This is a genomic window from Pseudomonas sp. AB39(2026), assembly GCF_059831485.1.
Window position 1 is genome coordinate 1,520,460 of sequence record NZ_CP195212.1, and the last position, 13,513, is coordinate 1,533,972.

A 13,513-nucleotide genomic window follows, 5' to 3' on the forward strand; every position below is an offset into this window, starting at 1 on the left:
AAATGACCAGCAGGTCACGTGACGGAGATGTAATGTGCACGAACGTCTCATATTCGCCCGTGCAGTACTGCCCTCCACCGCGCTGTTTCAGGCCAGCAGTTTCATCATGGCCAGGGCTCCGAGCAATGCAGGCGGCATCACCAGCAACCCAAGTTTGAGAAAGGCCCACGCGCTCACATGCATGCCCTCCCGGCGCACCGCGATCAGCCATAGCACCGTGGCCAACGAGCCGGTAACGGAGAGGTTGGGCCCTAGGTCTACAGCGATGACGAGCGCCCGGGTCACGTCGTCGGGCAAGGTTGCCAGTTGCCCCACAGACCCTGCGATCAACCCCGCAGGTAGGTTGTTCACCAGGTTGCAGGCAATGGCGACCAGCACACCGGTTACCCACCCGGCGTGAGCTGGAGCCGCCTTGGCCCAGTGCTCCAGCGTGTGAGCCAGTGCGCCGACCACACCGGTTAGGGTTAGGGCCTCCACCAGAACGAACAGGCCTGCCACCAAGGGCAGCACGCCCCACGCAACACCCTTGAACACGGGCCATGGGCTCTGGCGTTGCACGCTGTGCACCAGCGCTACTGTAGCAAGGCCTGCCAGGCAGGTAGGCAAGCCCAGCGGCTTATCCAAGGCTGACACCACCAGTAGAAGCACCGCAGTCACTCCCAGGCCAGCCGCCGTGAGGCGAGCGCCACGGGACAAGGGCGCAAGCGTGTGGACCTCTTCGAGCGGCAGGCGCAGGGCTGTGCGCTGCGTCCAGCGCAGTACTAGGTAGGTGAGGCCGATGGCGACTAGCGACGGCAGGGCGAACTGGGCCAGCCATTGCAGTAGCGGCGGCATATGGGTGCCAAAGATGACCAGGTTGGCCGGGTTGGAAATGGGTAATACAAAACTGGCGGCATTGGCGATAAAGGCGCAGATGAACAGATAGGGCAGCGGCTCTGCCTTGGCCGCCCGCGTGGCCGCATATACTGCTGGGGTTAGCACCACAGCGGTTGCGTCGTTGGACAGGAAGACCGTCACCAGCGTCCCCACCAGGAACACCAGGTCGAACAGCCGCTGGCTTGAGCCACGGGCGTGGCGCGCTGCACAGGTGGCAAGCCAGTCGAACAACCCTTCACGCCGGGCCAGCTCGGCCAGCACCATCATGCCGGTCAGGAACAGGTAAACGTCATTGCCACGGGCTACGGCGCCCAAGGCGGCCTGCACCGGCACCAGCCCGGCCACCACCAGCAGTACGGCCCCACCAAGCGCCCACGCATACTCTGGAACCCGCCATGGCCGGAAAATCACACCTGCCGTGGCCAACGCAGTAATGCACCAGGTAATCAATGTCAGCGGCATGGCAGGCTCAGTGCGAGGTGGTTTTTGAGGTGGACGCCATGGTTTCTGGCAACATCAGCAATAGCCCGAATGCGACAGCGGCAACACCGGCCAGGGTCAGGAAGGCCGCACTGTAACCTGCCGCCTGCACCACGAAACCTGCCAGGCTGTTGCTCAATGCTGCGCCTAGCCCAAAGGCGGTGGTCAGTGCACCAAGGCTCACGTTGAAGCGGCCAGTGCCTTGTGTAAGGTCCTTGACCACCAGCGGGAACAGCGCACCGAACAGACCGGCGCCTACGCCGTCGAGTACTTGCACGCCTACCAACCAGTAAGGGTCGCTGGAAAAGGTGTACAACACGCCACGGATGGGCAGGATGGCAAACCCTGCCAGCAGTAAGGGCTTACGCCCCCAGTGATCAGCGCGAGCCCCCACCAGCAGCGCCGCAGGCACCATAACCAACTGCGCTGCAACGATACAGGCCGAGGTGAGCGGTGTTGCCATGCTCAGGTCGATCTGGGACAGCTTCTGGCTGACCAGCGGCAACATGGCCGCGTTTGCCAGGTGAAACAGTGCGCAGCAGGCGGCGAACAGCAGCAAGGAGCGGTTGCTCAGCAGCGCTCGCCATCCGCTCGCGGTACCCTGGGCTCCACCTTCGGCGGCTTCAAAGCCCCTGGCAGCTTCATGGTCGATGCTGTCTGGCCGGATAAAGCTGACCGCGAACACGCTGCACAGGGCCATCGCTGCCATCAGGTAAAATACCGCCACAGGCCCGAATAGCCACGAAAACACCCCCGCCAGCAGCGCCGCACAGGCATTACCCGCGTGGTTGAAGGTCTCGTTACGGCCGGTACGGCGGGTGAAGGCTTTAGGGCCGGTCAGGCCCAAGGAAATGGCGGCAATGGCAGGTGCAAAGATGGAAGCAGCCGCCGCGCTTACGGCCTGGGTCACTGCCACCAGGGTGAAGCTACTGATGAAAGGCAACACCACGCAACTGGCCGTGACCAGCAGCGCACCCACAATTACCGCCGCACGCTTGGCGGTTATCCGGTCGATCAAGGCCCCAGCCGGGGTTTGCGTAACCAGGGCGGCAAGCCCGGCCAGGGTCATGACCACGCCAATGCTGGCAGGGTCCCACTTGTGCACGGCCAACAGGTAGATGGCCAGGTAAGGCCCTAGCCCATCCCGTACATCCGCCAGAAAAAAGTTAAGTGAATCGAGGGAATAGGCGTTGCGCGAGTCGAGCGGTCTGTCCATGGCGATGGCACACAGTGAGGGCGGCAAATGTCAGTGCGCCATTTACCCACATAAGTTCCGAACCCTGCAGAAAGCTTCAGGATTATCAACACCAGGGCTATGCCATGCACGATACGGTGTAGGACGGGACGCAGCCAAAGGCGGAGGCCGGGAACGCCGAGAGCTGCAGCGCGGTGGCTGTCCAGGTTCGTCCGCTTCGCGAACTCCCACAGGGGCAGTGCCAGTGTTGGTTGCTGTGGGGCCGGGTGTAGCCGAAGGCGGAGACCGGGAACCCCGAGGTCGCTGCGGTGCGGTGGCTGTCCAGGTTCGTCCGCTTCGCGAACTCCCACAGGGGCAGTGCCAGTGTTGGTTGCTGTGGGACCGGGTGTAGCCGAAGGCGGAGACCGGGAACAGACCGCCGCGGTGTGGCGGCTGTCCAGGTTCGTCCGCTTCGCGAACGCCCACAGGGGCAGTGCCAGTGTTGGTTGCTGTGGGACCGGGTGTAGCCGAAGGCGGAGACCGGGAACAGACCGCCGCGGTGTGGCGGCTGTCCAGGTTCGTCCGCTTCGCGAACGCCCACAGGGGCAGTGCCAGTGTTGGTTGCTGTGGGACCGGGTGTAGCCGAAGGCGGAGACCGGGAACCGCGAGGTCGCTGCGGTGCGGTGGCTGTCCAGGTTCGTCCGCTTCGCGAACTCCCACAGGGGGTTATGCCCGCGCTGCGGGGCCTAGTCCACCAGCGGCCAGGCCAGGGGCGTGCCGCGTGCGATGGCTTGGCGCGCCCGGTGGCCCAGCACGGCATCCACGTGCCGAGGCGCAAGGCCTAGCCCTGGGCGAATGGCGCGCACATTCGCTGAGGTGAACAGCTCGCCAGGGGCCATGTCCTGAACCACGTACAGCGAACGGCGAAACACCAGGCTTTTGCGCTCGGCGTCTGTAGGCCCGTAATGCACCTGCCCAAGGGCCTGCCAAGCGCGTTCGGTCTCGGTGACCAGGCTAGCCAGTTCGGCGGGCTCCAGAGAGAAGCTGGCGTCCACCCCGCCCTGTTCACGGCTGAGGGTAAAATGCTTTTCCACCACCGTAGCACCCAAGGCCACGGCGGCCACCGACGCCCCCACACCCATGGTGTGGTCCGACAACCCCACTTCACACCCGAACAGCTCGCGCAAATGTGGCAGCGTACGCAAATGCGTGTTTTGCGGGGTGGCCGGGTAGGTACTGGTGCACTTGAGCAGAATAAGGTCCTGGCACCCGGCCGCACGTGCCGCGTGAACCGACAGCTCAAGCTCGGCCAGGCTGGCCATGCCGGTGGAAATGATCAAGGGCTTGCCCGTAGCGGCAGCACGGCGGATCAGGGGCAAGTCCGTGTTTTCAAAGCTGGCGATCTTATAAGCAGGCACGTCCAGGGTTTCGAGAAATTCGATAGCCGTTTCGTCGAAGGGCGAAGAAAATGCCAGCATCCCTCGCGCCCTCGCCCGCTCGAAGATTGGCCCATGCCACGCCCATGGCGTATGGGCCTGCTGGTATAGCGCATACAGGGATGTATCGGCCCAGAGGCTGTCGGGGTCGGCAATATGAAATTCGCCCTGGTCCAGGTCCAGGGTCATGGTGTCCGCCGTGTAGGTTTGCAGCTTGAGTGCATGGGCCCCTGCATCGGCCGCCGCATCGACAAGGGCCAACGCCCGGTCCAGGGACTGGTTATGGTTGCCGCTCATTTCAGCGATCACCAGCGGGGCGCTGCCGGCCCCCACCGTTCTATGGCCAATCCTGATCATCCGCGTGCTCCAGTAGTTGAGTGAATTGACAGGGGTGCTGGCTGAAACCCGAGGTTCTGAACAGGCGCAGCGAGGCGCCGTTATGAGGCAGCACGGCCGCGTCCAGGCGCACTACGTCGGGCCAGTGCTCATGCAACCACCGCTGCCCTGCACGCAGCAGCCAGCGCCCCCAACCCTGCCCCAGGCACGCTTCGAACAGGTACAACGACACTTCGACCCGGCCCGGCTCATCGGGGTGGCGGTCGTAGCGCAGCATGCCAATGGGCTGGCTATTAAAGTGGGCGATCAGCAAGGCCCGGCGGGTGTCCGCCAACGTGGCATGCAACCATGCCTGGTGGGCGGACCACGCCAGGGGCCGGGTATCCGGGGACGCCATGCGGGCAGCCTTGGCATTACGGCCCTCGTACAGCAGGCGGGCGTCCTCGGCCGTGGCCCGGCGCAGCTGCAGCAAAGGGCCGAGCAACGCGGTAGCCACGCGCTGTGCGCCTTGGCCGTCCACGTAGCGACGGGCCCGTTCGGCAAAGCTGTAACGAAGGCAGGCATTGTCGATCAGCACGCCAATGGCCGCCTGCAGGCTGCTTTCGGTAACCGTGGCCGCCTTACCCAGGTACAGGTGCGCACCGTCGCGCGCCAGCGCTTGGGCGTTGAGCACTTGGTTGTCTGCCACGGCTACGCACAGGCTAGGCACGCCGACAGCAGCACGCTCCCAGGTGGTCCCTCCACCGGCGCCGATGAACAGGTCGGCCGCTTGCATCAGCGCCGCCATCCGAGGGCTATGGCTGAGCACCTGCCAGCCAGTATGGCGGGCAGCCAGGGCCTGCAAGGCCGCCCATTGAGGGTGGTCATGGCCGGCCAACAACGTCACCTTCAAGGTGGGCCAGGCGGTCAAGGCCTGCAAGGTTTTGAGGGCCATGTTGGCAACGTCGAACCCCCCAAAGCTGACCAGCACCTGCTCGACCTGGGTCTTTTCAGGTTTGGCAGATGGCGGCTCAAACCCTGGCCGCAACAAGGCGTAACGAGGACCCAGCAGGCGCTCGCAGCGGGTATTTACCTTGCCTTCGTAGGCGGCCTGGGTGGCCGTGAGGTTCTGGTCCAGCAACAGGTCACACTGGTGAGGACGGTCTGCCAGGTCATCGATAACGGCTATCCGCCGGCCCACTGACAAGGCCGCTCGCTCCCACTGGGCGTCCAGTTGGTAATGATCCACCAGCACCCAGTCAAAGGCCTGCCCTTGCAGTTGCGCAAGGTCGTCGCCCTCAGCAGGTAACAGAACAAGCTCGAAGCCCTGGCCCTGGACCATTTCCGGATCGAAGCCTGGCAAGTCGCGGCAGGCAAAGGTGACGGTAGCCCCCCACTCACGCAACACGGCGGCCAAGGTAAGGCAACGGGCCACATGCCCCACGCCCAGGTCCCGAGAGGCGTCGGCGCGCACCAGCACCTTCATGGCTCCACTTCCCCCGCTGCCTTCAAGGCTTGGTACATGAACTCTGCACGGCGCCAGTCCTCCTCGGTATCAATGTCCTGAACCAGGTAACGCGGCAGCCTTACCGGCAGGCTGCAGGGGGAAAACAGCGTGTCTCCGCGCAGCCAGGCGTCGCGCCGCCCCCAGTAGAACTGACCGGCATCCTGAAAGGCCGTAGGCAGGTCCTGTGAGCGGGTATACCGGTGCTGGGGGTAAAGCGCCTCCAAGGCGCCTTCTTCGTTCAGCACCAGCGCCCGCTGCACCGGAAATGAAAAGCTGCACACTGAAAAGGCGTAGCTTTTCCCAGGGTGGGCCTGGAGCAGGCGCAGCCCCTCGTTCAGGTAACGGGGCTGTACCAAAGGAGCCGTGGCATACAGGCAGCAGGCCAACGTGGCATCAGGCAACTCCCGCAGGGCACGGGCGATAACAGGCAAGGTACCCGTGTGGTCATCCGCCAGTGCAGCAGGGCGCTGAAACGGCACCTCGGCTCCTTCCGCCAGGGCCAGCTCAGTCAAGGCGGGATCGTCGGTGCTGACCACAATGCGGTCAAAGCAGCCAGCACGCTGGGCCGCACGGATGGACCACGCCATCATAGGTACGCCATTGAACAAGCGCAGGTTCTTGCCAGGTATTCGCTTGCTACCGCCTCGGGCAGGGATGATGGCTACGGTCGTCACAGCTTGCTTCCCTTATGCCAGTGCCTCGGCCAGTGACCGAACGATGTAGTCCTGATCGGTAGCCGTCAGGCCGGGGTACAACGGCAGGCTCAAGGCTTCATGGTAATAACGCTCGGCCTCGGGAAAGTCACCTGGCCCAAAGCCCAGTTGCCGATAGAAGGGCTGCAGATGTACGGGAATGTAATGAACGTTCACGCCAATGCCGGCTTCGCGCAAGGCGGCAAACACCTCATCTCGACGCCCTGGCACACGTACTACGTACAGGTGCCAGGCGGACTGTGCACCCGGCTGCAGGGTGGGCAACTGCAGCCCCAGGTGCGCCAGCGCATGGTCATAAGCCGCCGCAATTTCACATCGCCGCTCAAGGAAATGGTCCAGGCGCGCCAGTTGAGAAACACCCAGTGCGGCTTGTAGGTCGGTCGCCCGGTAATTGAAACCCAACTCCACCTGCTGGTAATACCAAGGGCCATGGCTGGGTTCGCTCATCATGGCCGGGTCACGGGTCATGCCGTGGCTGCGTAGCCGGCGTAAACGCTCCGCCAGTTCGGTGCGGCGGGTCATTACCATGCCACCTTCGCCGGTGGTGATGATTTTCACCGGGTGGAAGCTGAACACCGTCATGTCAGCGTATTCGCCGCTACCCACGGGCTGGCCGCCGTAGTGCGCGCCTACCGCGTGTGACGCGTCCTCGATCAGCGTGAACCCGTAACGCTGGGCCAGGGTAGCCAGGGCCGCCATGTCGCAGCTCTGGCCCGCAAACGCCACCGCCACCACCACCTTGGGCAAACGCCCTTCACGTTCTGCCAGTGCCAGCTTATGGGCCAGCGCCTCGGCACTGAGGTTCCAGGTGAGGGGGTCGATGTCCACGAAGTCCACCTGGGCGCCGCAATACAGCCCACAGTTGGCAGACGCTAGAAACGTGTTAGGGCTCGTCCATAGCCAGTCACCCGGCCCCAGCCCGGCGGCCAGGCAGGCGATGTGCAGGGCTGCGGTGGCATTGCATACCATCACCCCGTGGTCGGTGCCGCAACGCGAGGCCATGGCGGCTTCAAACCGCTCGATGGCCGGCCCCTGGGTCAGCCAGTCCGAACGCAGCACCTGCACCACGGCCTCGATATCGGTCTCGTCCACGCTTTGCCGCCCGTAAGGAATCATGCCTTGAGACCGTCGTGCAGTTGGGCAATGTGCGGCACATCCAGGAAGTCCGGGTTGGTGTCGGAGCGGTATTCAAAGGCCTCGTCCACCGGCCTGCCCTGCTCACCCAGGCCGTCCAGTGCGAAGTCCAGGTCCATGCTGGTAAACCGCACCGAGGGCTGGATGGTGAAATGATCGGCAAACTCCAGGGTCATGCGGGCATCATCCTGAGGCACCATCAGTTCGTGGAGCTTTTCACCCGGGCGAATGCCGACCAAACGGTGAGGCAGGCCAGGGGCCAGGGCGGTTGCCAGGTCCACGATGCGAATGGACGGGATCTTGGGCACAAAGATTTCGCCCCCGTGCATGCGTGCGAAGCTGTCCAGCACGAATTGCACCCCTTGGTCCAGGGTGATCCAGAAGCGCGTCATGCGGGCATCGGTGACCGGCATGTCCGTGGCCCCTTCAGCCAAGAGCTTGCGGAAAAAGGGCACTACGGAACCGCGTGAGCCTGCTACGTTACCGTAGCGGACTACCGCAAACCGCGTGGCCTGCTCCCCTGCAATGTTGTTGGCCGCCACGAACAGTTTGTCCGACAGCAGTTTGGTCGCCCCATAGAGGTTGATGGGGCTGGCCGCTTTGTCCGTAGACAACGCCACCACCTTGGCCACGTGGTTCTCGATGGCTGCGGCAATCACGTTCTCGGCACCGGTCACGTTGGTGCGGATGCACTCGCCAGGGTTGTATTCAGCCGCGGGCACTTGCTTGAGTGCTGCAGCGTGGATGACGTAATCCACACCCCGCATGGCGGTACGCAAGCGCTCGGCATCGCGCACATCCCCTAGGAAATAGCGCATGCAGGGGGCGTCAAAACTTTGCTGCATTTCGTATTGCTTGAGTTCGTCGCGTGAAAACACCACCACACGGCGCGGTTGATACTGCTCCAGCAGCCGGCGGATGAAGTGGCGACCGAATGAGCCGGTGCCGCCGGTGATAAGCAAGGATTTACCGTCAAACATAAGCGAGGCCTGCTGTTCCATGGCGAGGTTCAAGGGCGGACGGTTTTTTGACCATCACCCTGTTTTCCAGACAGCGGAGCAATATGCAGGCCAACGGCAATGCCTAGACACCTGAAGCGGGCAGGGTTTGGCAGACTATTTGCTGGGTCAGGCCCATTGCCGCCTGCATGTGCGTTTATTGACGCTGTGCCCAGTGCGCGGCGTGCCTTGTGGAGTTTCGCCCCCCATGTCCAAAGTCATTCCGGTCACAAGCCCCCTGCTCCCCCCGCTGGAAGAGTTCATTCCGTACCTGGAGCAAATGTGGGAAAGCCGCCGGCTGACCAACGCAGGCCCCTTTCATGAGCAATTGGAAGAGGCCTTGGCCGAGTACCTGGGGGTTGATCACCTGTGCCTGTTTGCCAATGGCACCCTGGCACTGGTGACGGCGCTACAGGCCTTGCGCATTACCGGCGAAGTAATCACCACGCCCTATTCGTTTGTGGCCACGGCCCACTCCCTGCTGTGGAACGACCTGGCGCCGGTGTTCGTGGACATTGACCCGGTGACCTGCAACCTGGACCCGGCCAGTATCGAAAAAGCCATTACCCCCAAGACCAGCGCCATCCTGCCTGTGCATTGCTACGGCACGCCGTGTGACGTGGAACGTATTCAAGCCATTGCCGATAACTATGGCTTGAAGGTGATCTACGATGCCGCCCATACCTTCGGGGTACGCCAGGATGGCACCAGTGTGCTGCGCCATGGCGACCTGTCCATCCTCAGCTTCCATGCCACCAAGGTGTTCAATACCTTCGAAGGGGGCGCCATCGTGTGCCCGGATGCCAAGACCAAGAAGCGCATCGACTACCTGAAGAACTTCGGCTTTGCCGATGAGGTGACCGTAGTAGCACCGGGTATCAACGGCAAGATGAGCGAGATCAATGCCGCCTTCGGGCTGCTGCAACTCAAGCACATCGACCGGGCGCTGGGCATGCGCCAGCGCATCGACCAGCGCTACCGCGACGCCGTAAGCCGCATCCCTGGCCTTGAACTGTTCCATCATCCCAAGGGCCATGAGCCGAACTATTCATACTTCCCTATTCTGGTGACTGAACAATACGGGCTGGATCGCGATCAGGTGTACACGCTAATGCGTGATCACAACATTCTGGCCCGCCGCTACTTCTACCCCTTGATCTGCGAATTCCCCATGTATCGCGGGCTGCCCTCGGCAGACGTGAGCAAACTGCCGGTGGCCAAGCGTATTTCCTCCCAGATTCTGTGCCTGCCCATCTACCCGGACCTGCCCGACGAGGTGGTAGACACTATCTGCGAGCTGCTGCGCACAGGGGCCCGCTAATGAAGCGGCGTAACGTACTGGTTTTCCCTGCTGGTACGGAAATCGGCTTGGAAATCTACAACGCCTTGCGCGGTTGCAAAGAGACACGTGTATTTGGCGCAGGCCAGGCGGTCAGCAACCCGGCGCAACTGGTGTTCGGCGATTACCACACCCTGCCCAGCATCCATGAAGCCGGCTGGTTGCCTGCGCTGGTTGCCCTCTGTGAACAGCTGGCCATCGATTACATCTACCCCGCCTACGACGATGTGATCGTGGCCCTCCAGGAGACCGCACAGGCACTGCCTTGCGCGGTGATCGCCGCCAGCGCTGAAACCTGCCGCATCACACGCAGCAAGGCCCGAACCTACCAGGCACTGGAGGGCCTTGTCAGAACGCCTCAGGTCTTTACGAACCCTGAACAAGTGACCCAGTACCCAGTGTTTGTGAAGCCGGACCGCGGCCAGGGCAGCCGAGGTGCGACCCGCGTCGATACGCCTGCTGCGCTGGCGGCTGCCTGCGCCGCCGTGGATGAGCCTCTGATCTGCGAATACCTGCCCGGCGAAGAATTCACCGTGGACTGTTTCTCGGACCGTGAGCAGGGGTTGCTGTTTGCCGCCGCTCGCAGGCGGGTGCGCATGCGCAACGGGATTGCCGTCAACAGCGTGAGTGAGCACCTGCCAGGGATCGAAGCCATGGCTGCGCGCATGGGTGCGCAACTGCACATGCGCGGCCCCTGGTTCTTCCAGGTTAAACGCGACCAGCAGGGGGAACTCACGCTGTTAGAGGTTGCCCCGCGCATCGCCGGTTCCATGGCGCTGAACCGTGTGCGCGGCGTGAATTTCCCCTTGCTGGGCCTGTATGAGCATGAACGGTTGCCCCTGGGCCTGCTCACCTATGATGGGCCCGTGGAGATCGACCGGGCCCTGGCCAATCGCTATCGGCATGGCATTCGCTATAGCGTGGCCTACATCGACCTGGACGATACCCTTATCCTGCACGCGCAGGTCAACTTGATGGTGCTGGCTCTGGTGTTCCAGTGCATCAACCAAGGCATTCCCGTGAAGCTGATTACCCGCCACCGGTTCGACGTACAGGCCACGCTGGCCCAATACCGGCTTGCGGGTGTCTTCGATGAAGTGATTCATATCGTGGATGGCCAGCCCAAGTCCGCCTTCATCACTGAGCCAGATGCCATTCTGGTGGATGACAGCTTCGCCGAACGCCGGGACGTGGCGCACCGCTGCAACATTCCGACCTTCGATTGCAGCATGATCGAACTGTTGCTGGAGGGGCCGGCTGCAGGTGTGCGCTAGGTCGAGTGGGCGCGCTGGCAGAGGCGCCCTCCTTCAGCGTTGGGCCAGGTAGTCCCTGGAGAACGCAGCCGCCGTGGCCGGGTGGCCGAAGAAATACCCTTGGCCTTCGGTGCATCCCTTGTCCATCAATTGCTGGGCCTCTGAAGCAGACTCGATACCTTCTGCGATCACGGCATAGCCCAGGCCTTTGCCCAACTGAATGATGGACTTGGCGATCACCGCGTCTGTGCGAGAGGTGGCCATGCTGGCAACGAAGGAGCGATCGATCTTGATCTTGGTGAGGGGGAAGTTCTTCAATACGCTCAACGAGGCAAAGCCAGTGCCGTAGTCGTCGAAGGCCACACCGATGCCCATGTCGTACAGCTGCTTGAGGTTTTCAATGATCTGGCGGTTCTCGTGCAGGCAGATGTTCTCCGTGACTTCCAGCTCAAGGCCTTCGGGTGGCAGACCGCAACTTTCAAGTATGCGGCAGATAAGGGTCACCAGCCGAGAGGACTCCAGCTGTTTGGAGAACAGGTTCACCGCCACACGAAACGACGGCACTACTTTTCGCCACTCGACCGCCTGTGCGCACGCCGTGCGCAGCACCCAATAGGCCACGGTCTCGGCGTGCCGGCTGTTTTCAAGGGTAGCCAGAAAGTGTTCGGGGGGTAACACACCTTGGGTGGGGTGGTTCCAGCGAATCAGCGCTTCTGCCCCCGTAATGGTGCCGTCCCTGAGCAGCACTTGTGGCTGGAAGTAGACTTCAAACTGCCCCTCCTCGGCCGCCACGGACAACTCCAAGCGCATGGTGCGCGCTTCCATGGATTTTTGCCGCAAACTAGGGCTGAAGCGGTGCCAGCGGTTCTTCCCGTCGACCTTAGCCTGATACAAGGCCATGTCGGCATTGCTGATCAGCTCGTCGGTGGTGGCCGCATCGCTCGGGAAGAGCGCCATGCCCACACTGCCGCCCAAGTGGAAGACTTGGCCATCATGGCTGAAAGGCCTTTGCAGCGCCTCAATGACCAGATCGGCACGCTCATCGGCCATGTAGTCTTCACGCACACTGTGAATCAACACCGCAAACTCGTCGCCGCCTAGCCGGCTGACCAGGTCGGTGTCCCTTACACACGCCAGCAGGCGGCTGGCTGCATGTTTCAGGATTTCATCGCCAGCGGGGTGGCCGGAGGTATCGTTCACCTCCTTGAAGTTGTCCAGATCAATCAACAGCAACATCACGGGCCGGCCCTGGGAAACCGACTCTTCCAGCCTGCTTTTCAACATGGCGCGGTTGGGCAAGCCGGTGAGCGTGTCCGTGTGCGCCATCCTGAACAGTGTTTCTTCGGCATACCGCCGCTCGCGGATATCCCTCAATATGGCACCGAACGCCACCTGGCCGTTCTCGAACCACATGGACAGGGACAGCTCGGTCAGGATGACCTCTTCACGCGCGCTCACCGTTTCCAGTTCGATGGTTTTGCCGGCCTGTTTCGGGCTTTGACCATGTGCCACCTTGGCCAGGTTGATCGCATGCAGCCCACGGTATTGCGGGGGCAGCAGGTACTCAATGTTCTTGCCGATAATCTCGGCTTGGCCATAGCCATAGAGCGCTTCGGCAGCCGGGTTCCAGAAGGTGATGACGCCGTTTTGATCCGTGCACAGGATGCTGTCTGGCGAGTTGTTGGCAATGCCTTCGAAGCGACGCTGGCCCACGCGCCGGGCAATCTCCAGCCGATGCATTTCCAAGGCATCCATGGCAATTCTTGCCAGCTCGTGCAAGGTACTGATGTCACGCTCGGAAAACTTGTTGCGTGGGGAATGATCTGCCAGGCAGAGAGTACCGATCGGATAACCACTGGGGCTTCGCAGGGGCATGCCGGCGTAAAACCGTATGCGCGGGCCTTGCAGCGTCAGCGGGTTGTCATGAAAGCGGTGGTCATAGGCCGCGTCCAGAATAACCATCAGCTCGTTCTTGAGTACTGTATGGCTGCAAAAGGAGATGTCGCGAGGTGTACAGGCCACGTCCATGCCGATTTTGGCATGGAAGAACTGAGTGTCTTCGCGTACCAGCGACACGAAGGCCATGGGCACATCGAACAGCTTCGAGGCCAGGGTCACGATGTGATCAAGGGAGGGAAGATCATCAAGGCTCAAGTCATTGTATTCAGCCAGCGCTTGAAGCCGGAACTGTTCATCTAAAGGGTAGCTGGCCTTGATCATGTCTGTTGCCTTGTTCCAGTCTGCACGTGAGGCAAATATGCTCGTTCGACATTAAATGGGCGCTCTGT

General features: G+C 62.1%; 10 protein-coding genes. 2 read left to right on the plus strand and 8 right to left on the minus strand.

Going from position 1 to position 13,513, the window contains the following annotated elements; all coding sequences use genetic code 11:
• Positions 1-87: 87 nt before the first annotated feature.
• The 7 genes from ACSAMW_RS06675 to pseB form a co-directional block, all read right to left on the minus strand.
• The gene (locus ACSAMW_RS06675) at positions 88-1,338 is read right to left on the minus strand and encodes an arsenic transporter (protein WP_500593243.1); all 1,251 of its coding nucleotides are present in this window, start codon (positions 1,336-1,338) and stop codon (positions 88-90) included.
• A gap of 7 nt (positions 1,339-1,345) precedes the next feature.
• Positions 1,346-2,572, minus strand: coding sequence for an MFS transporter (locus ACSAMW_RS06680; protein ID WP_500593244.1), 1,227 nt, complete (start codon positions 2,570-2,572; stop codon positions 1,346-1,348).
• Positions 2,573-3,276: 704 nt separating this feature from the next.
• Positions 3,277-4,323: a pseudaminic acid synthase gene (pseI, locus tag ACSAMW_RS06685; RefSeq protein WP_500593245.1), complete on the minus strand. Its 1,047-nt coding sequence runs from the start codon at positions 4,321-4,323 to the stop codon at positions 3,277-3,279.
• Positions 4,304-5,767, minus strand: coding sequence for a UDP-2,4-diacetamido-2,4,6-trideoxy-beta-L-altropyranose hydrolase (gene pseG / locus ACSAMW_RS06690; RefSeq protein ID WP_500593246.1), 1,464 nt, complete (start codon positions 5,765-5,767; stop codon positions 4,304-4,306). The genes pseI and pseG overlap by 20 nt, the downstream gene beginning before the upstream one ends.
• A complete protein-coding gene (gene pseF, locus ACSAMW_RS06695; protein WP_500593247.1) occupies positions 5,764-6,462 on the minus strand; it encodes a pseudaminic acid cytidylyltransferase in 699 nt (232 codons plus the stop codon). Before pseF ends, pseG begins: the two co-directional genes overlap by 4 nt.
• 12 nt (positions 6,463-6,474) lie before the next feature.
• The gene (pseC, locus tag ACSAMW_RS06700; RefSeq protein WP_500593248.1) at positions 6,475-7,617 is read right to left on the minus strand and encodes a UDP-4-amino-4,6-dideoxy-N-acetyl-beta-L-altrosamine transaminase; all 1,143 of its coding nucleotides are present in this window, start codon (positions 7,615-7,617) and stop codon (positions 6,475-6,477) included.
• Positions 7,614-8,615, minus strand: a complete 1,002-nt coding sequence (gene pseB / locus ACSAMW_RS06705; protein ID WP_500593988.1) for a UDP-N-acetylglucosamine 4,6-dehydratase (inverting) — start codon at positions 8,613-8,615, stop codon at positions 7,614-7,616. The genes pseC and pseB overlap by 4 nt, the downstream gene beginning before the upstream one ends.
• Before the next feature lie 226 nt (positions 8,616-8,841).
• Here pseB and vioA point away from each other — a divergent pair, with 226 nt between their 5' ends.
• Together vioA and ACSAMW_RS06715 are read left to right on the plus strand one after the other, a co-directional pair.
• Positions 8,842-9,954 (plus strand): dTDP-4-amino-4,6-dideoxy-D-glucose aminotransferase VioA, encoded by a 1,113-nt coding sequence (gene vioA, locus ACSAMW_RS06710; protein ID WP_500593249.1) that lies wholly within the window; start codon positions 8,842-8,844, stop codon positions 9,952-9,954.
• Positions 9,954-11,246 carry an ATP-grasp domain-containing protein gene (locus ACSAMW_RS06715; protein WP_500593250.1) on the plus strand — a complete coding sequence of 431 codons (1,293 nt, stop codon included), beginning with the start codon at positions 9,954-9,956 and terminating at the stop codon, positions 11,244-11,246. The genes vioA and ACSAMW_RS06715 overlap by 1 nt, the downstream gene beginning before the upstream one ends.
• Before the next feature lie 33 nt (positions 11,247-11,279).
• Here the strand turns inward: ACSAMW_RS06715 and ACSAMW_RS06720 are convergent, their stop codons facing one another.
• Positions 11,280-13,445, minus strand: coding sequence for a putative bifunctional diguanylate cyclase/phosphodiesterase (locus ACSAMW_RS06720; protein WP_500593251.1), 2,166 nt, complete (start codon positions 13,443-13,445; stop codon positions 11,280-11,282).
• Between the last annotated feature and the right edge of the window lie 68 nt (positions 13,446-13,513).